The organism is Thalassoglobus neptunius, assembly GCF_007859735.1.
Taxonomy (GTDB): domain Bacteria; phylum Planctomycetota; class Planctomycetia; order Planctomycetales; family Planctomycetaceae; genus Thalassoglobus; species Thalassoglobus neptunius.
Window position 1 is genome coordinate 30,689 of the sequence record NZ_SIHI01000011.1, and the last position, 19,007, is coordinate 49,695.

Below are 19,007 nucleotides of genomic sequence, written 5' to 3' on the forward strand. Positions count from 1 at the left end.
GGAGCCCCCCCAGTTGAGTTGTCTTCACAGGCGAACACCAACATAAGCGTTCAATGTTCAAGGCGGGAATCTGATGCCAATTGCGAAAAGACTCGGCTTCCGTGAATCAGCACAAATGATGGGGAATTCACTCAGGTTGTTCCTGATTCTCTTTGCGAATTTCACGATCTTGATTCAGGTCGGATTCGCTCAACCATCACGTCCGAACTTCGTCATCGTTATGGCTGACGACATGGGCTATGAAGGAGTGAGCTGCTTCGGCAACCCACTGTTCGAGACTCCAGAAATTGATCGTCTGGCAGCCGAAGGAATGCGGTTGGTTGACTTTCATTCGTCTGGAACGGTTTGCTCTCCAACCCGGGCTGGGCTTTTGACAGGACTCTATCAGCAACGAACGGGGATCGAAGCTGTCATTCATCCCGATGACAATCACCCTGAACATCGCAAAGGGCTGCAACAGAGCGAAACCACATTCGCCGAGCTTCTTAAGGAATCAGGTTATATCACGGGAATCATTGGAAAGTGGCATCAGGGATATCCCCAGAATTCGAAGGACTATCACCCGCAGAATCACGGATTTGATGAGTTCGTTGGATATCATAGCGAAAATATCGACTTCGTGAGTCACGTCGGGGATCACTATCAGCATGACTGGTGGCACAATCAAGTTGAAACTCAAGAAGAGGGCTATACAACGCATTTAATTAACGACTACGCCGATCGCTTTATCCGCAAATATGCCAATTCCGAGAAGACGTTTTGCCTTTATGTGGCTCACGAAGCAATCCATAACCCTGTACAAGTCCCTGGTGATCCAGTTCGACGAACAACAGATGGTTGGAACAGCTGGAAGTGGCAAGACCATACACCGGAAGAACGAGTCGAGAAATTTAAGGGGATGACTCTTGCGCTCGACGATGGAATCGGACAACTGAGACAAACACTGTTGGAGCTGGGAATCGCTGAGAAGACGTTCGTCCTGTTCTTCTCCGACAACGGTCCCGCAGGGGATTTTCCAGACACCGACGACTTTCGAGAACGCAAAGGTTCCGTCTATGAGGGTGGACATAAAGTCCCGGCGATTGCATGGTGGCCAGGAAAAGTTCCGGCTGGAACATCATCGGACGTTCCTATCATCAGCATTGACGTCGCTCCCACCTTGCTCGATATCGCCGATGTTGACGTCGACACCTCCTTCGACGGTGTCAGCTTTCGGAAAGTGATCACCGAGCAGGGAAGCCTTCCGCCTCGTCCGTTGTTCTGGGCGTCTCTCTCCAATTCCGGGAGTCGAAGTGAAGCGATGAGATCGGGAGACTGGAAACTCGTTGTCAAACACCCCAAGGCCAGTCCGGGCTCATTCGAGAACCCGAAACCGGAACTCTATCACCTGAAGAATGACCCGGGAGAATCCAATGACCTGAGTCGCGAATATCCAGAGCGGGTTGAGCAAATGCTCATCCAGCTGAGATCCTGGTACGATGAAACTCAAGAAAATGCCACCAGTCAACCTGGTGGCTGGTGATGATTCACTGCTTCTCACAATCCAGTACGCGAACGAGCGTCAGTTGCTGGAATCGAGGGCTTGAAGAGCACGAATTTCCTTTAAGAGGATTTCAACCGGATCTCCATTCTTAACAGGAACCAGACTCACTGTCTGGTCAGTGGCGACTCGCGGCAGGCGAGGGCAGTGCACGCTGAGAGTTCGGTCAGACTTCTTTAGAAAACTGACAAGAGCCTCGCCAGCCGTTTTCGCAGCGACATACTCACCCATATTGACCGGCAGTTCATCGATGGCCACAGTCGATGGGTATAAGACTGCACATTGCTCAGGCTCTCGAAACTGTTCAAGAGCATTGACAAAACCATTGACGTAAAAGCGACAGAACTTGTCGAACAACTCGTTGACGAAAACCCCTTTATTCCCTCCGAATACGAAGGGAGTCGCGAAGTAATAAATGTGTGAGGCTCGGTAGTTTGCGTCTTGGGGATCATCGGGCTGATACGATTCTGAAAGAACGTTGTATTGGAATCTTCGCACCCGGGCGCCTGCGCTCTCCACGTCGTTGCAAATTCGGACAGCATCCTCTTTGCCCATGTTGTAGGTAAAGGAGACATCAGCCCCTCCGGCAGCCAGCATCTTAACCGCAATTTCCCCCATCCCGCGCGATCCCCCGATTACGAGCGCACGCTGGTTGGCGAACTCATCTTTCGAAACCAGTTTGGCAATTTCGGAAATCGAAGGTTGCTGCTTCGGTGATGGCCGCCGAAACGCTCGAATGTCTCCATGGCATCCGGGGCCTTCCAGCTCCATCGACACCATTCCGATAGCACCGTTGTACCGTTTCACAGAATACTTCAGAAGCGGGGCTTCAGGCTCTCGATCAAACGTCAGTTGCAGTTCTGCGAAGACGGAATGCATCCCCGGGCATTCGCCTCCCACAAGCCTCGAACATGTCGACACTGTTGAAAGTTGTTGAGCTGGAATTAGCGTCGCCAGCTTTGGAAAGAGTTTGCGAGCCAATTCATCTTGCAGGTACAGATTCATAACCCCCGATGTTGTCGCGATTTTCTCATCGTCGAGTTCTGTCGGGACTGCTCTCTCCGGGATCTCATTCTTCGGGGAACAAGAATTCTGATCGCGACGATTTCCTGTCTCGGCCTTCAATGTGAGTGCAACAGCGCCATTGCTCACCAGCTCCGCCTGAATCGAATCAGAACTTCTCTCAATAGTTGCAACGACTTCATCGCCGACCAAAAGAGGTTTGTGGAACATCGCTCTTACGCGAGTGATTTCACACTCAGATGACTCTTCCTGCATCGCTCGGTCCAGCACCCAAAGGACCGAGTGAATTCCATGAACGACAGGACCGCCAAACAGCAACCGGCGACTTGCTACGGGATCTACGTGAAGTGGATTGTGATCACCGGAAAGCGAAGCGAACTCCAATTGGTGATCCATTGTGAAAACTCGAGTCTCATTCATTCCGATTCACATTCCAAATCGATTTGTGCTGTCGTGACTTGCGAACTTGGAGTCGATCTCGTCGCGTCTGAATTGCTGCCTCGCAACTTCGCGATCCGCTATCCATTGTCTACAGAATGAACCGGACTCGAAAAGTGATCTCAAAATGCCGTGACGTTGTCTCTTTCCGCTCACACTAGTAGATGTTATTCGATCACCATGAATGCACCGAAATGGGGGAAGCGACTCATGCCTGTCGATGATAATCATCATGAGGAAGTCGCATTCGGGGCAATCAAGCATTCGCGGCAATCAGTGGTTCAGACGTGCGACGAAAAAATCGCTTCGCAACTTGTGGGAGCTTACTTCACTCAACCAAAACCGGACAGTTTCGAGCTGAAAATCCTCGCAATTGTCAATCAGCTGAAGCCAGTTGTGCAGGCTGTGCAATTGTCCTGGCGTCCTTGCCGAAATTCGAAACACAGATTCCCGACCAGATTCCCAATGTCGCAAACATCAGAGAAAGATTCCCCGAAACAATCGACAGTTTTCCCTCAGGGAGCCCGAATTGAGAATCACTACGGCGATTCAGCATCGCTGAGAAACTTGACCGCAACCGGGTGCAAACCTCACCACGAGCAAGGATCGTCGGACCCACCCAGATCTCGCTCCTCACAGCCCACAAGCGACCCAACAAGCCTCAACACCGACCAATCGCGATTCGAGTCGTCCCGTGCTGTCAGACTCGAGCGGCTTCTCTTTCGCCCATTGGATCAGCAAATCCGCAAATGATCAAAACTTTTCCAATCACTCCTCTCCAAATTCCCTTCCTGCACGACACAAGAACACCAAAGAAGCTGGCAACTTCCCAGCCCGAAATAGTCCCAGATTCGATGCATCGATATTCCGTAAGTGTTTGTTTTCAATGGTGTTGTGGAGAATTCCAATTGTTGGGTCGGTTAGCCTGCAGGTTCGAAGACTCCTTCCAACTCAGTCTGAAGAGGTCTCCAAAAATTCTTCGCCCCCAGATCTCCAAAGTTGGCTTGCAGGACACTCACTCTTTATCTAAAGTTCCCGCGTCTTCCCCGATAGCTCAATTGGTAGAGCGCCGGACTGTTAATCCGTAGGTTGTAGGTTCGAGTCCTACTCGGGGAGCTTTCTGGTCGACTATCCGAACCAAACCGGTTTCGGTTAACTCGGTCTCAGCAGAATCAACGGCGTCGGTTCCATTTTCGGGATCGACGCCGTTTTGCGTTGGTGGATCGTTCGGAACTGCCTCAATCCCCTCCTCCTGAAAGTCGAATCCACGATCTGAGCAGACTTCCGGGAACAATCGCATGGCGTAGGTGCCCGATTTGCCTTTTGGGTCGTCAGCCTTCAATTCCACGACTTCGATGTAGTGACGGAGTAGTTGGAGTTGCTCCTCGCGGGTCGCTGCATCCAAAATTGGGCCAACATCGGCCCATGTCTGCAGAAACGCTTTTGCGTCTTCGCTGACACGCTCGACCGGTGCCTGCTGTTTTTCGAGCTTCAGGAGTTGCCTTTCGAGAGCGATTTCTTCCTGTTCGAGCTTGGTCAGCTCGCCTTGGACGCTTTTCAGAGCCTTTGCCCCCATGCTCTTTAACACTTCGACGAGTCGGCTGATGTCGGCCTTCGTTCTCTGAATTTGGCGTCGGAGAACATCTTCCTGCTGTTTCAGTTTGACAGCTTCACCATTGAGGCAGGCAATGGCCCGGTCCGCGATCTTTTGACGGTCTTCAATTGCACTTCCAATTTCACGAATTCGCCCGATCAAAGCCTCTTCCAAAGCCTCAGCGGGAATTCTTGGTGAGTCGCAGGAGTATTTTCCGGCTTCATGCGACTGGCGAGTACATTGGTAGTAATAGTGAACCCGCTTTCGACCATGAGCGCAATTTCCGACCATGTGAGAACCACAGGCACAACGTAACAATCCCGACAGTAGGTACTGTCGCCCCTTCGGCTTTCGCACGTTGTTGCGACGTTTGGTGTTCTTTTCCAATTGTTGTTGGACGCGATCGAATTGCAACTTGGTGATGATCGCTGGATGGCAGTCGTCTTTCACGACGCCTCCCCAACTTACCTGCCCGATGTAAACAGTGTTTCGAAGAAGGCCGGTAATCTTCTGTTTCGTGAAGAGATTTCCGCCACGAACCTTGTCTGTGCGAGTCTTGTATGTCGGATAGCGAACGCCCTGATCGCTCAGCATTCGGCAGACAGCACCCGTCGAGCCTAATTCTTCATAGCTGTCGTAGATCTGGCGAACGATCGCAGCACCTTCCGCATCAACACTCAGTTTTCCCGATTCTTCGTCGCTCACGCTGTAGCCCAGAACGTGTCCGCCATTCCACAATCCCCTCTCCGCTCGGTCACGCATGATTGAGTAGGTTCTTTCAGCGGTCATCTTTCGTTCAAGCTGAGCAAAAACCATGATGAGTTGCACCATCGCTTCGCCTGTTGGCATTGATGTATCGAATTTCTCGCGCAGCGAAACGACATCAACATCATGATCATCAAACAGAGACCACAGATCGACGAAGTCTTTCATACTCCGAGTAATTCGATCTAATTTGAAACAGATCACTAAATCGACCTTACCAGCAGCGATGTCGCGTTTGAGCCGTTGAAGCTGCGGACGGTTTTGGTTTTTCGCTGAACGTCCAGCGTCGATGTAAAACTCCAGCGACTCAACATCCCAGCCTTCGCGACGTGTGCGGAATTCGACTTCCGTTTCAATCTCGCTTTGTTGAGCGGCGAGGCTATCCCCTTCTGTTACCTGTCGTTGGGACGAAACTCGCACGTAGCCGGCAATTCGCAGGCGTTTTGATTTTTCTCGTTCTTGCTTTCTCATTTCAATGCTCGCTTTTTCTTGCGTATCCAGTCTGCTTATATTGTATCAGCATCGCTCTGATTGCGTGATTCACTGTCCGCAATCCTTGCCAGAATCGTTGCGATCAAATGTTGACGGTCAACGCCTCTTCGCTCCGCATCCATGTTTCTGAGTGGGTGATTCTCATTCTCATCAAGTTGCTGATGCAGCTTCAGGATGACTGGAACGGGTGCAGGCTTCCGACGACGCCGGGATGATCGTGGGTTCTCATTTTTTGACGATTTCTTTTTCGGCATGACATGGCTCCGACAGCAGTTCAGCAATCGATTCACAGAAAACCCGTGATGACAATCAGAGCCTAAACGTGGATTGAATCCCCCTTGCGCAGCCGCAGGAATAATCGACAGCAATGCAGCAGCACCTAGTGCAGTCAAATCGTGGGACCGTATAGCAACCGCCGAAATGGATGATGCAATACCGTTTCATACAACCGTTTCATTCACTGTTTCGGAACCGTAACAGACCCGCTGCTTAAACGTTGCACAGACGTTTAAGCGACCTTTGCTGCACCGTCTAGGTGCCATCAATCTACCGTGAGTACCTAATGAATTGCCGTCAATGACCGTTTCATGTTGACGGTTGCTTCGCTCCTGCAACCGTCGCATTTCCGTATCAATTGAGCCTGTCTGGAACCTATCGAATGGGCTGCAACCGTTGCGAGATGTTCTTGACACCGTCGCATGACACAGGCAGTCTGCAACGGTCACTCCCCCAACTTGTATGCCTCACCCGAAGATATCCGGCTTCATTACACGAGCCAGTGCCCAGCGCAAGTTCAACCGCTCCAAAGCATCATTCATCCGCGATGTCGATCTAGCATTTGAGCGAAAGGACTCCGAGTTCCTCAGCCATTTTCGCGTTGGATTGAATGACGGCTCCGAGTTAGCTGGAGAAGAAGCAACGAAGGCTCGGCTACATGAACTGCAATCAAGGCAGCCTCGTTGGTATATCGAATTGAAGTTTCTCGAATCGGGCTACTGGCAAAGCCCGGACACTCTAGAAGAGGCTGAGCCATCAAAGTCCAACGACAGCGTGCAAACTTCAAGCGAGGCAAGCTTTGAGCTTCGACATCAGCTCGATCTAGCGGAGCAGCAAATCGCGACTCAGGATAAGACGATTCACCGATTGGAGGACGACAAAACGTTCTTGCAGAATGAGTTGGAGAACCGAAGGGGAGAGATCGACAAGCTACGAGGGTTCTTTGAGAGTGTTGGTGATGCCGCCGACAGCACTGCAAAATTGAGAAGCGGTGCTCAAGGCGATCACAATGTCGTTGATTCACCACAGAACTTGACAGCAAATTCAAAGAAGGGGAGTATCACTCGCCAATACTTGCCGACGTTTCATAAGTTTCTCAGCAAGTTCCGTTCTGCTTAATGAGAAATCGCCAGGAGGAATTCACAGGCTTTGAACCTCTGTCGGCAAACTATATTTATTGCCCGAATCAGTTCCTCGACGTTTGTCTTCCGAATTGCTCTCGCGGAGTGACAAGAATTGTTGCCTACGTCATTCGGCAAACACTTGGGTGGCTTGATTCGCAAGGAAATCCAATTCAACAGGAAATCTTTGTCAGCCATCGAGATTTAGTAAAGCAGGCTGGTGTTAGTAAGGGAGCGATCGGACCAGCACTGGACGACGCTTGCAGACTCAACTTTCTACAACGCCAAAGTAGGGGAGTTGCTTGCTCGAAAGGAACTCGGGGGCAATCCGCATCTTATTCTTTGCGGTGGGATGACTCAGGCGAATACCACAAGAACGTGGTCAACTTCGCAGGTTTTTATTGCGGTGAGGGTCATCGAACTCCGGTTCCCAACCAGTTTTTTGACCTGATTGTCCGCCACGAATCACGTGCCGTAGCCAAAGTCGTTGGTACAGTAATCCGCCACACGATTGGATATCAGAATCAATTTGGAGGGCGTCGGACCTCAGCTCCACTTTCGCATGCTTACATCGGACGGTATGCCAATCTCAGTGAAGGTCGTATTCTCGCACAGGCAATCCAGCAGGCAGAGGGAACGGGATATATCACCTGCATTCAGCAAGGTCGATTTGCTGCTGATTCAAAAGATCGTGAACCCGCACAGTATTCTGTGAAATGGCTTCCGAACAACGCTTCCAATGAGAGCGGTTCAAAAAGACCAACAGGAAATCGGTTCAAAAAGACCAGCAGCAACGGTTCAGAAAAGCCAGCAATAAAGCGGTTCAAAAAGACCAGCAATAGAAAGACACTACTTAAAGACAACGACAAACAGCAGGATACTGCTGTCAAATTGGCGAAAGAAAAACTGATCGATGCGGGATTCGATCGTCGCACTGCTACTGAACTGGCCTCAAAGAGGGGACTCGGAGTAATCGAACGCCAGATTAACTGGCTTGACCACCGCAACCCCCGCGACAGTCGAGTCGGTATGTTACGGAAAGCAATCGAAGAAGATTGGGAAAAGCCAATAGCAATCAAGCAACGAGAGAAAGTTGTTACCCAACGTAAGCGGGATACCGAACGCGATCGAATCCTCCAACTGGAAGATGCTCGCGTTTCCGAGTCGAAAGCAAAACGGCGGCACCGAAAAAGACGCCTCCAACAGGTCTGGGACGGTGCGTCTTCGCAGGACCGCGAACGTTGGATCAAGCAGGCCGTCGATGCTGAAACCAGTCATCGCATTGCAGACCTTATCCGGCGTCAAACTCCGGCCACTTCGACACCGCACATTCAAGTGCTAGAAGTAATCGCCAAAGATAGGCAACTACCGAAAATTCTCGTGTCGGAAACCTAACTCGAAAGCGACCGGAGGTCGCAGCATTGAACATGCGACACACAGCAGTGGAACAACACTGATCGACAAGCGAATCAGTTCACCTCAAAGAAAGAAATCTCTGCCCTTTTGTGTGATCTAAAAGTTGACTCGTGAGCGGGTCGGTCATCAGGTCGGTCAACGGGTCGATGCAATCGAACCCATTCTTCGCTCGGACAAGCCGAGAATGTTCGCCTCGATGAGGGCTCCGCGTCGACGGGCTTTGCCCGCGACCGGCGGAGCTTTCGACGACGTTGGCGGAGCAACTGCTTCATCTCCGCCGGTCGCGGCCATTGGCTCGTGCCTCGCCTGCACCCTCGACGCGTCGCCGCACTCCTCTTCGCCAACGTCGGAGACGCTCCACTAATCGGCTACCGCCGATCGGCACCGCCTCACTGTCCACCTCGGCGGTCGCTGAAGCTTCTGTGAGCCGCATTCGATTGCTGATGGCATTAGGTCACCTCAGCCGTCTAAAAACGTCTGGTAGGTGCCATTAAATCCGCCGCAGACACCGCTGAACTTTCGTCGCAGCTATCGCTGAATTGTTAAGTCGATTTCGTTCCACTCATCATCCGTGAAATCTTCGGGCTGTCGCCCTGCGAACTTCCCCTCGTGCATATTGCTACTGCAACCTAGCTTCACATCAATCGACGCTTCGCTGAGTTGCCAAAGCAACTCTTTGAATGCGGCTTCGCCTTCTTCGTCACAATCAGGCATCAGCACGATGCGGTCGTGACCAGCTTGGCGAGCGAATCGTATCAACTTCTCAACTTGAGCATCTGTCGCCTTGTTGCTACCAAGGCCGACAGCAGCAACGCCAAGCGTTTCCATTCTTAGCACTTCGTTCATGCCTTCGGCGACAACGAGTCCACGCTTCGCAAGCGATTCACGAACGTATGGCTCTTCGAGGCGACCGGCGTGACCACCGTATAATTCCAATCCTTTGTGAAAGCCCTGTACGAACCGGTGTTTGCCTGGTCGCTTGCCGTCGGGGCGACCTTCGCGAATCCACTTTGCCCATTTCTCCTCAAAGGAAAGATCGCGGCCAGAGTAGCTGACGACTTCGCTTCGCTCATTGCGATGGGTGTAGACGAGATACCCTTTACGGAACAGTGACCGTCCATTGCCGGGAATCCATCCCACGCCCCATTTCTCAAGTAACTCAGGAGTCATCCAACGTCGATGCCGCACATATTCAGCAGCCTTTGGACTCATGTCAGCAACATCCGTCACGAGATCGTTGTATAAGTCCGCAATCTTTTGAGCGGCTTCTTTTTCGTGACGAACAAGTGGAGTGTTCACCGGCTTGGGAGCAGGGGATTGAGTTGGTCGAACGGTTGTTGTCCCCACTTGCGGCACCGTATCGGTTGCACCGGAAATCTCTCGCAACTTGGCGACAGCCGACTTAAATTCATCGCCGCGAAGTCGTCCGCCCGTTGGCGGTTCGTGACGTTCTAAACCGTGAAGAAGTGTCAACAGGTTGCCGCGAACCCCGCACGAGTGGCAGTAGATTCGATTGACAGCATCGTTCAGTTTTACAGTCAAGTTTCCGTATTGGTTGTCGGCACATTCTTCGTTGAACACGCACTCCATGCGATGCTCTGCAGAACCCGCTTTGGAAAGCGGCTTACCATAGTGATTCAGGATCTGATCGACTGAGGTCTCTTCGATCAGTTCGTCAACGTCTTTCATGTAGCCTGAGTTTCGGTGTTTCATGCAAGGGGAAGTAAGAGGGAATCATGCTACACTTGATTAGATTCCATGCCAAAAAGAAACCGAGCGAATATCGGGCCGAGAGATATCGAACTGCTGATGGCCCTCGATCGTTGCCCGCTGACAGTCGGTCAACTCTGCCGACTCAGTTTATCGTTTGCCGCTCCTTTCAACGATGAAAGCAACCTTCGGCGAAGGCTTCGTGCATTGGCAAACGCAGGACTACTCAAATCATGGCGATATTCGATCGCATCCGAAGGTCAGTCTCCGAAGTATTTCAAACTCAGTCGAGACGGTTATCGAATGCTGTATGGTTTCGATGCGGTTTTGCCGCGACGACGGTACTTCGAGGAAATCCGCCCCGGCCATCATCACCACACTTTTTGTCTTGCCGAATTGGTTGTTCGATTGATTACGACAGGGCAGCGAGAAGGAACTCGCGTCCGGCATTTTGCTCGCGAAAACAGTGTCAAGCTGGTGGCAAACGGCTTCACGCTCTTTCCTGATTGTGCATTTCAGCTTGTCACGAGAGACGGGCAGGAATTCAACTTCGTGGTTGAACTAGACAACGGTACTGAACGAATCAGAACAGCGAAAGACGTTGAATCAATCGAACGAAAGCTTCGTGGCTATGACGCTCACCAGTCACAGTTCGCGTCGAGTGATCGACAACGATATTTGGTGCTATTTGTGACAACACGGAGTTCCGAACGCACTAAACGTATTCTTGATCTTGCCGCACTGGTGATGCAAAACCCGCAACGTACGGTTTTTCTTGCCTGTGATTTGCCAACGCTGGATCAACATGACCCGTTCGAGAAACCTGTTTTCGTCGACCATCGCGGCCTGAAGCGAACACTGCTTCCAATCACTTCACGTCGCCCGCCACAGCCAGTCGACAGCCGAGGAGAAGAGATTAAATGTGAAGCGATCAGTTTGAGAGGCTAACAAGCATACCGTCAATTTCGGATGCCGCAGTCTGGGCCTGTTCAATCGCGTCTAGTCGGCTGAGTCGCGTCTGTGACAGCGTGCGTTGCACCGTCAGCAGTTCCAAGAAGCTGGTTTCACCGGCTGTAAACGCTTGTCTTGAAAACTCCAATGTCTTTTCGGCACGAGGAATGATCGACTCTTGCAGCTTATGGACACGCTGGCGAGCGATTCGGTAGCGACCTGTGGCGTCTGCGAGACGCTGTTCCAAGTCGAGTTGCAAACGTTGGATATTATTACTGGCAGCCGATATCTCTGCCCTCGCTCGATTGATATTTCCTTCGTTGCGATTCCAAATTGGAATCGGCACGCTCACACCGACCATTGCAAACGTATTGTCTGTTCCACCGTCATATCCAACGCCGAGTTGAGTAGTGACGTTGGGCACCACCTGAGCGCACGCAAGTTGTAGTGATCGGCGTGCACGGTCAAGATCCGAACCGGCACGTGCCAGTTCAGGGCTTGTAGCTGTGATTTCGGAGAGCAGAAGACTCCAAGGTTCCTCTGGTAAATCAGTCGGTAACTGCCCGGCCAAATGCTCGATTCTCAACGAATCCGTGCCAACTGCGGCGGTGAGCCTCCGCCGCGCCATTGAAAGTCTGGTATCAGCATTTTCAGCGGCAAGCTGTACCTGATCCAAGGCGGTTTGAGCTTGCAACAATGCAATTCGCGAAACCTCTTGGGCTTCCAGCATTTTCTCAACAGACTCAACTGACTGTTTCGCAACGATCAGCAATTCACTTGTTTGCCGGACACGCTCCTGTGCAACCAATGCTGTTGCGAAAGCGGAACGCACTTCCGTCAGTATCTGCAACTCTGCGACCAACGCCTCGGCCTGCTGGCGAGATACTTCGGCAGCCTGAACATTTTGTGCCAAGGTCAGCTTGTTTGCGGTTACCCATTTCTGACTAAGCTGAAGGCTGTGCAATCCGCTAGCTGACTCGTTGCCTATTTCTTCTGATTGATATTGAGCGACCGGGTTAAATGGAAGCCCTGCCTGCTGCCAATCACCACGTTGGGCCTGAATCAGTGAACGTTGGCGACGAATGGCTGGATGCGAAGCAAGTGCCATCGCTTCGAGTTCACCGAGACTGATGCCGCTCGATGATTGTTGTGCATCCCGCCCGTCTATATTTTCAACCGGAGCAACGATCACGGGCTTGAATATAGGTGATGAGGACTCGTCATCTGTTCGGTGAGAGCTTTCCTGATACGCGACCGTACGAACTGGAGACTTCGGTTCCTCAGCATCGACGGCTACGGACGAAGGCGGTGTCATCTTCAATGCCTGTCGACTGGTATTGCCACGTGAAGCACAGCCAGTCGCGAGCAGCATCGATACCGACAGTGCGAGAACGACACTGGATAACCGACGTGATTCGGTAGTTCGCGACCTTGCCACTGAATACTCCTTCAACGGGCCTTGTATAACTGTAGGCATCATGCCTTTTCTCCTTATCGGTAGGATCGCCGATGTTATTCTGCGTTTAGCAATTCTTTCGCTTGCATTAGTTGGGGCGATGCGGGTTGTGACGATTATTCGCGTTCATTGCGTGCGTCTTTCAGAATCCTCACTCCGCCCCAAACGACGATCATTGCGATGATGACGCCAATCGATAGGTCAGGAATTTGCGAACCAAGCCAAAGGACAAGCAGGCCCGATATGATCACACCGATGTTCGCGATAACGTCGTTGGCCGAAAAAATGTACGACGCTCTGAAATTCACATCGCCACCTTTGTGCTTTGAAATCAGCTTCAGGCAAATCGTATTGGCGATGAGTGCAACGCTGCCCATGCCTATCATGGCAACACCGATCGGCTCGCCACCACCAACAAATCGCCGATACGATTCAACGAGTACGCCAATGCCAAGTGCGAGTTGTAAAGCGCCGCTGATTGTTGCAGCTTTTCGACGAATTCCGACTGTTCTTCCAACAGCGAATAGACTGATCGCATACACACTGGCGTCAGCCAGCATGTCGAGTGAATCGGCGATCAGACCAGTCGAACCAGCTAAGATCCCCGTGACAACTTCGATTAAGAACATGGCTGCGTTGATCGCCAAAACAACGCGCAGCGTTTTCCGCTGCTCGTCGTTCTCGGCTTCAAGTTCGCATCCGCAATCGGTCATATCGACTACTCGGTCGGCTTTGGCGGTTGCTCGCCATATTTGGCTTCATAGCGAGCAGCGAACTTCTCGAAGTTCTCCGGGTGACACTCGAAGCACTGCGAGTCCGGTCGATTATGTTCTTCGCACCAGTCTCCCTTTTCTTTGAATTCCGCAATCAGTGATGTTTTGCACAACGCACACTCATCTTCAGGCACGCCATGTTCGTTGCACCACCACCCGCTATGGTCGTGGTCAGTGGACGCCACCGTTTCGTCGTTTTCACCCGCGTGCGAATCTGGTGACGTTGCTGTATCCGTACCAGAATTGCACCCGCTTGCTGTGAACAGGACTAAAGACAGAACGGGGACTGTCAGCAGTACTAAAAACCAATTCGATTGTTTGAAACGCATTCTCAATTCTCCTTGTGAGGAACTTAAAACTTCTACTCTGCGACGGCGTCAGCACCATGCGGAAGCCGAGAAACGGATTGATCGTTCGCAGACTCGCGATCAATCTCTTCTGATTCGTAAATTTCACTCTCCGGGTCGTCGTGCCGATTGACTGGCCGCTGGAACACCATGTAAAGCACACGCAGCACCAGCAGTGACATAATCATTGCACTAAGGACGCCGCCAATAACCACCGTGGCCAGTGGCCGTTGAACTTCAGCTCCCATCCCTGTGCTAAACGCCATTGGTACAAATCCAAGTGCTGCAACCAACGTTGTCATCAGCACTGGACGAAGTCGTGTAAGTGCCGCTTCTTCAACAGCCTTTTCCAGATTGCGTCCACGTTGCCTGAGTTGGTGAATAGTGGACACAAGAAGCATGTCGTCCAGTACCGCGACTCCAGACAAAGCAACGAATCCAACGGCTGCGGAAATCGAGAACGGCATGTCTCGCAACCACAGTGCAAAGATCCCACCGGTCCACGCAAACGGTATTCCGGTGAAGACGCGAACCGTGTCAATCACGTTACCGTAGGTCGCGTACAGCAACGAAAAAATCAGGACCAAGGCCACTGGAACGACGATCATCAAGCGTTGTCTCGCTCGGACCATATGCTCAAACTGACCGCCGATCTCAACATAGTATCTTGACGATGGCATCGTCACTTCGTCATTGATTCTCTGTTCCGCTTCGGCGACAAAACTTCCAACGTCGCGACCACGAACATTCACAGATACGGTCACACGCCTTTGCCCCCACTCACGAGCAATCTGAGAAGGGCCATCTGTCACGCGAACATCAGCCAGGCGTCCCAGCGGAATTTGCTCGCCTCTTGGAGTCGTAATTGGGATGGCTTTGATGCTCTCAGGATCGGCCCGGTGTTTGTCCGGTAAGCGGACCGTTAGTGGAAAGCGAAGTTGCCCCTCGAAAATATCACCTACCGGGCGGCTGCCAATCGCTTCAATAACATCAAGCACCGTAGACGCGGGAATTCCATAGCGAGCGATTTCATCTTGCTTGATTTTTATCTGCAACATTGGCTGCCCGGTGACTTGTGTCGCACCGACATCCGCCGATCCGGGTACCTCCAGCAGCACGCGTTCGATTTCAGCTGCTTTGGCAACCATCGTGTCGAGATCGTCACCATACAACTTCACAGCGATGTCGGATCGTTCACCTGTTCCGAGCTCATCCAATCTCAGCTTAATCGGCTGCGTGTATGCCAGTCGCTGACCGGGCAGGTCACGCAACGCTTCTTCAAACAGTGTCGTCAACTGTGCCTGTGTCGACGCCTTCTTCCATTCATTTCGGGGCTTTAGTGTGATGAACACATCTGTCAGTTCGAGGCCCATTGGGTCGGTAGCAATCTCCGCCGAACCGATTCGGCTCCAGACATGTGACACCTCATCCGGGAACTCTTCGATTAACGCTTTTTCCATCTGTGTATTGAACCGCATCGACTCATCGAGTTCGGTTCCAGCTAGCCGCACAACATTGATCGCAACCGCTCCTTCCGAGAGTTGTGGCATGAACTCAGTGCCAAGATTCGGTGCGACCATCCCGAACGCGACAAACAAGACGCCTCCAGCAAATCCAATCACGGCCAGCTTCTGGTGCATAGTGAAGTGCAATACGGGACGATAAATACGTTTGAGGATTCGGATCAGCAGTGGCTCTTTGTGGCTCATTTTTTTTGGCAACAAAAGGCTGGCCACAACTGGCATGAGTGTCATGGACAATACCATCGAGCCAGCCAGAGCGAACACGACGGTCAGCGCCATTGGCCGAAACATCTTCCCCTCAATACCTTCGAGAGTCAGGATCGGCAGATAGACGATCATGATGATTAGTTCGCCAAACATCGTCGGTCCGCGAACTTCGACAGCCGCGTCTCGAATGCGTTGCAATCGTGTTCGATTTAGCGGATTGGCTGCCGACAAATGCCGCACGCAGTTCTCAATCATCACGACAGAACTGTCGACCACCAAACCGAAGTCTAATGCTCCAAGGCTTAGCAAGCTGGCAGAGATACCGAATCGCCACATGCCCGTGAACGCAAACAGCATCGACAGCGGGATCGCCATTGCGACGATTAAACCGGCTCGCAAATTGCCGAGAAAAAGAAACAATACGGCAATAACCAGCAGCCCGCCTTCAAACAGATTCTTGCGGACGGTATCAATCACCGAATCGACAAGCTCGGTGCGATCATACATGGTGACCAGTTCGACGCCCGGTGGCAAATTAGTCCGGATGTCGACCAGCTTGTCTTTCAGAGAACTGGTGTAGTGATGAGTATTTTCGCCCATCAACATGAAGCCCAGCCCCATCACTGCCTCGCCGCGACCATCGGCAGTGACAGCACCACGACGAATCTCGTGTCCAACTTCAACCTTCGCAACGTCGTTGATGCGTACCGGTACGCCATCGACAGCTTTGACCACAATGTCGCCAATTTCCTTCATCGTTGTTGTGCGGCCAAGCCCTTGCACGAGCAACATTTCTCCACTGCGGTTGATGTTGCCGCCTCCAACGTTGCGGTTGTTTTCTCGTAGGGCCTGTATGACTTCGTCGAAGGTCAATCCGCGAGACACAAGTTGAGTTGGGTCGACTCGAACTTGATATTGTTTTTCGTAACCTCCCCAGCTATTCACTTCAGCGGTACCGGGAACAGTTCTCAGTTGGGGAGCGACAACCCAATCATGAGTTGTTCGCAATTCAGTCAGCAGTCGCACACGCTCTGCTTCAGGTAGCCTGGAATAATCAACCCCCGGATGCGTTAAGACGTAGTGATACACTTCGCCTAGCCCCGTTGCGACTGGCCCCATGCGTGGACGAGCAACGCCTTCGGGTAGTTCAACAGCGGAAAGTCGCTCGCCGACGACCTGTCGAGCGAAGTAAATGTCTGTACCGTCCTCGAATGTGACAACAACCTGAGAGAAGCCGAACTTCGAGACCGAACGAACGTTGTCTATCGCCGGAAGGCCGCTGAGTGATTGTTCAACGGGATAGGTGATCTGCCGTTCTATTTCTTCCGGTCCCAATGCCGGAGCCACGGTATTGACCTGCACCATCACGGGCGTCGTGTCAGGAAACGCGTCAATGTCCAGTTGACTTAACGCGTAGCCACCTGTGGCAAACAGTACGACGACACCGATCAGTACGGCGAATCGATGGCGCAGAGATAGTTCTATTAGACGGGTAAGCATGGCGTGAATTCCTTTTCAAGTGGGTTAGTGACCACAGGTGCATCCTGCACCCAAGTTGCTGCGGAGCAATTGTGCCCGCAACACATCACCACCACTGGACGCCACGACTTCGCCTGGAACAACACCGGCCAGTATTTCAACCATGCCCTCTGACTCGACTCCCGGTCTGACTGATCGAGCGACGAAGAACTTTGGGCGATCTTCTTCAAAGAACCGGGCATCACGAACGAAAACCAGATACCCCGTGCCGTCCCATTGAACAGCAGATTCTGGAACCAGAATCGCTTCGGAATCATCTCGCAACACGACTTCTCCGCGACCAAAAGTTTCGTGTCTCAGTCGCTGGTCATCGTTGGCAAGCTCAGCACGGACACGTACCGTCCGCGTCTGTGTATCGGTTTCGGTGCTGATCCAACTGACTGTCCCTTCATGCAACTCGCTTGCCCCATCTGGACGAAATAGAGTCTTTTGTCCAATGCTGACAAGCGATGCATCTTCTGCCGGAACACGTAGGTCAAGCCAGACGGTACGCGTGTCGACAATACGAAAGATCTCGCTTCCACGGTCGACGACTTCACCAATCGTCGTGCTGCGACTGACAATCTGACCAGCCAATGGAGCCGACACGACAATCAGGTTGCTTAAATTCACATCGCTTGGCAGGGCCTCACGCTTTATGCCTTTCAAGCTGGATTGCTTTATGGCGTCATCGAGTTGTTTACCGTCCAGCTTTCGGATGCGATCAACGTCGATGCGGATGCCTAGATTCGCCAAAAGCCCCGCGATGCGGTCAACGTCAGCAGCAGCCTGTAAAAGTTCGGCTTCACTTTCCAGTAACCGCTTTCCTGCCACGGCCCCGCCAGCCAATGGACGAATTCGTTCAACGGTCTTGTGACTCAGTTGTTCGTCGGAGATTGCTGCGACCAGTTGCGTCTTGAGTCGACCCGCTTCGCTGGAATCGAGCAACATAAGTACGTCGCCAGCATCAACCCAATCACCAATGTTGACGAAAATTTTGCGAACAACACCGTCTGCTTGCGGCGACACCAATGCCGATTTCGTTTCGTCGTATCGTATCTCACCAGCAGCATCGATCGATTCAACGACACGGTCACGGACGACAGGCTCAACATCTACGCCAGCTTTTTCTATTGCATCCAATGAAGCGAACTGAATCCGCGTTCCGGGCGACGAACTGACCGGCGAGTTTTCTTTGCGACGTTGCAGAGCCAAAGCATTTTCGACGCGTTTAAGCTCATTTTCAGTAGCAGTGTATGTTGATTTGGTCTCTGCAAGTTCCGGGTTGCAGAGCGGGCAACCATGAACTCCGTGCTGATTACAAAACGTCAGTTTCGCAGAATTTTCAATCAGTCCGGGCGTACATACGATGCAGTCTTTCTCTGGGACGCCGTGACTCTCGCACCACGCTGGTCCAGTGGCAGCGACCGATTCGCCCGTCAGCGACTGGGCACTTGGAAGCTTCCAATCGTTGTGGTGGCCATACCATGCCAACCCGCCGAGTCCAACGATGACAACGACCGACGGAATCCAACCAATGATGGTGGCGAATACCGCACGAACACGCGACGGTAGCGTTACGGTTTCCGGCTCATCCACCTCTCGCGGCAATGGCGATTCTGGTGAGACCGTTGATGAAGGTGAATTGGATGGGGGCGGCAGCGTTGACGGCTGTTGAAGTGTCTGAGACATAGCGACGTCCTTGGTGAAACGAATTGCTTTAACACGGTTCACTCGCGGAATACCGATGAAGACACAAGGCGCAGCAAAGCACTCAAGTGAGTTCAAACGGAAGCGAGCGAAGCAAGCAATCGCTACAGCAAGAAAGCGCAATACGCGCGCAGCATCGTCTGTCCA

12 protein-coding genes, 1 tRNA gene and 1 pseudogene are annotated in these 19,007 nt (G+C 52.0%); 5 read left to right on the plus strand and 9 right to left on the minus strand.

Translation table 11 applies throughout. The annotated features are described in order from the left end of the window. Window positions 1-73: 73 nt before the first annotated feature. Entirely contained in the window at window positions 74-1,522 is a 1,449-nt protein-coding gene (locus tag KOR42_RS16015; RefSeq protein ID WP_146510855.1) for a sulfatase-like hydrolase/transferase, read from the plus strand. 39 nt (window positions 1,523-1,561) lie between these two features. Here the strand turns inward: KOR42_RS16015 and KOR42_RS16020 are convergent, their stop codons facing one another. Beyond that, window positions 1,562-2,959 (minus strand): MaoC/PaaZ C-terminal domain-containing protein, encoded by a 1,398-nt coding sequence (locus tag KOR42_RS16020; protein ID WP_197441252.1) that lies wholly within the window; start codon window positions 2,957-2,959, stop codon window positions 1,562-1,564. A gap of 1,085 nt (window positions 2,960-4,044) precedes the next feature. Between KOR42_RS16020 and KOR42_RS16025 the strand changes: the two genes are divergently transcribed. Next, a tRNA-Asn gene (locus tag KOR42_RS16025) sits at window positions 4,045-4,117 on the plus strand. Window positions 4,118-4,751: 634 nt separating this feature from the next. Here KOR42_RS16025 and KOR42_RS27885 read toward each other — a convergent pair. Further along, window positions 4,752-5,831: pseudogene (locus KOR42_RS27885) on the minus strand (recombinase family protein); the annotation flags it as partial. Between the two features lie 759 nt (window positions 5,832-6,590). Here KOR42_RS27885 and KOR42_RS16040 point away from each other — a divergent pair. Beyond that, the gene (locus KOR42_RS16040; protein WP_146510857.1) at window positions 6,591-7,247 is read left to right on the plus strand and encodes a hypothetical protein; all 657 of its coding nucleotides are present in this window, start codon (window positions 6,591-6,593) and stop codon (window positions 7,245-7,247) included. Then, entirely contained in the window at window positions 7,247-8,644 is a 1,398-nt protein-coding gene (locus tag KOR42_RS16045; protein WP_231740957.1) for a hypothetical protein, read from the plus strand. Before KOR42_RS16040 ends, KOR42_RS16045 begins: the two co-directional genes overlap by 1 nt. 156 nt (window positions 8,645-8,800) lie before the next feature. Here KOR42_RS16045 and KOR42_RS26735 read toward each other — a convergent pair whose 3' ends face one another. Both KOR42_RS26735 and KOR42_RS16050 read right to left on the minus strand, forming a co-directional pair. Beyond that, window positions 8,801-8,956: a hypothetical protein gene (locus tag KOR42_RS26735; protein ID WP_197441253.1), complete on the minus strand. Its 156-nt coding sequence runs from the start codon at window positions 8,954-8,956 to the stop codon at window positions 8,801-8,803. Between the two features lie 237 nt (window positions 8,957-9,193). Continuing rightward, window positions 9,194-10,354 (minus strand): toprim domain-containing protein, encoded by a 1,161-nt coding sequence (locus KOR42_RS16050; protein WP_146510904.1) that lies wholly within the window; start codon window positions 10,352-10,354, stop codon window positions 9,194-9,196. A gap of 69 nt (window positions 10,355-10,423) precedes the next feature. Between KOR42_RS16050 and KOR42_RS16055 the strand changes: the two genes are divergently transcribed. Beyond that, the gene (locus KOR42_RS16055) at window positions 10,424-11,323 is read left to right on the plus strand and encodes a replication-relaxation family protein (protein ID WP_146510859.1); all 900 of its coding nucleotides are present in this window, start codon (window positions 10,424-10,426) and stop codon (window positions 11,321-11,323) included. Here the strand turns inward: KOR42_RS16055 and KOR42_RS16060 are convergent. From KOR42_RS16060 to KOR42_RS16080, 5 genes are all read right to left on the minus strand, one after another. After that, complete coding sequence (locus KOR42_RS16060) at window positions 11,307-12,641, minus strand: TolC family protein (protein WP_231740966.1); 1,335 nt, start codon at window positions 12,639-12,641, stop codon at window positions 11,307-11,309. The two genes, KOR42_RS16055 and KOR42_RS16060, sit on opposite strands and share 17 nt — an antisense overlap. Window positions 12,642-12,898: 257 nt before the next feature. After that, window positions 12,899-13,495 carry a cation transporter gene (locus KOR42_RS16065; RefSeq protein WP_146510861.1) on the minus strand — a complete coding sequence of 199 codons (597 nt, stop codon included), beginning with the start codon at window positions 13,493-13,495 and terminating at the stop codon, window positions 12,899-12,901. Window positions 13,496-13,500: 5 nt separating this feature from the next. Continuing rightward, window positions 13,501-13,884: an RND transporter gene (locus tag KOR42_RS16070; protein ID WP_146510862.1), complete on the minus strand. Its 384-nt coding sequence runs from the start codon at window positions 13,882-13,884 to the stop codon at window positions 13,501-13,503. Window positions 13,885-13,916: 32 nt separating this feature from the next. Then, entirely contained in the window at window positions 13,917-17,132 is a 3,216-nt protein-coding gene (locus tag KOR42_RS16075) for an efflux RND transporter permease subunit (RefSeq protein ID WP_146510863.1), read from the minus strand. A 24-nt stretch (window positions 17,133-17,156) separates the two neighbouring features. Further along, window positions 17,157-18,842, minus strand: coding sequence for an efflux RND transporter periplasmic adaptor subunit (locus KOR42_RS16080; protein ID WP_146510864.1), 1,686 nt, complete (start codon window positions 18,840-18,842; stop codon window positions 17,157-17,159). Window positions 18,843-19,007: the final 165 nt, after the last annotated feature.

Bases quoted from the DNA above. Each gene is read 5' to 3' on its own strand.
- KOR42_RS16015 (WP_146510855.1), top strand. From the start codon at position 74: ATGCCAATTGCGAAAAGACTCGGCTTCCGTGAATCAGCACAAATGATG.
- KOR42_RS16020 (WP_197441252.1), bottom strand. From the start codon at position 2,959: ATGGATCACCAATTGGAGTTCGCTTCGCTTTCCGGTGATCACAATCCA.
- KOR42_RS16040 (WP_146510857.1), top strand. From the start codon at position 6,591: ATGCCTCACCCGAAGATATCCGGCTTCATTACACGAGCCAGTGCCCAG.
- KOR42_RS16045 (WP_231740957.1), top strand. From the start codon at position 7,247: ATGAGAAATCGCCAGGAGGAATTCACAGGCTTTGAACCTCTGTCGGCA.
- KOR42_RS26735 (WP_197441253.1), bottom strand. From the start codon at position 8,956: ATGGCCGCGACCGGCGGAGATGAAGCAGTTGCTCCGCCAACGTCGTCG.
- KOR42_RS16050 (WP_146510904.1), bottom strand. From the start codon at position 10,354: ATGAAAGACGTTGACGAACTGATCGAAGAGACCTCAGTCGATCAGATC.
- KOR42_RS16055 (WP_146510859.1), top strand. From the start codon at position 10,424: ATGCCAAAAAGAAACCGAGCGAATATCGGGCCGAGAGATATCGAACTG.
- KOR42_RS16060 (WP_231740966.1), bottom strand. From the start codon at position 12,641: ATGACACCGCCTTCGTCCGTAGCCGTCGATGCTGAGGAACCGAAGTCT.
- KOR42_RS16065 (WP_146510861.1), bottom strand. From the start codon at position 13,495: ATGACCGATTGCGGATGCGAACTTGAAGCCGAGAACGACGAGCAGCGG.
- KOR42_RS16070 (WP_146510862.1), bottom strand. From the start codon at position 13,884: ATGCGTTTCAAACAATCGAATTGGTTTTTAGTACTGCTGACAGTCCCC.
- KOR42_RS16075 (WP_146510863.1), bottom strand. From the start codon at position 17,132: ATGCTTACCCGTCTAATAGAACTATCTCTGCGCCATCGATTCGCCGTA.
- KOR42_RS16080 (WP_146510864.1), bottom strand. From the start codon at position 18,842: ATGTCTCAGACACTTCAACAGCCGTCAACGCTGCCGCCCCCATCCAAT.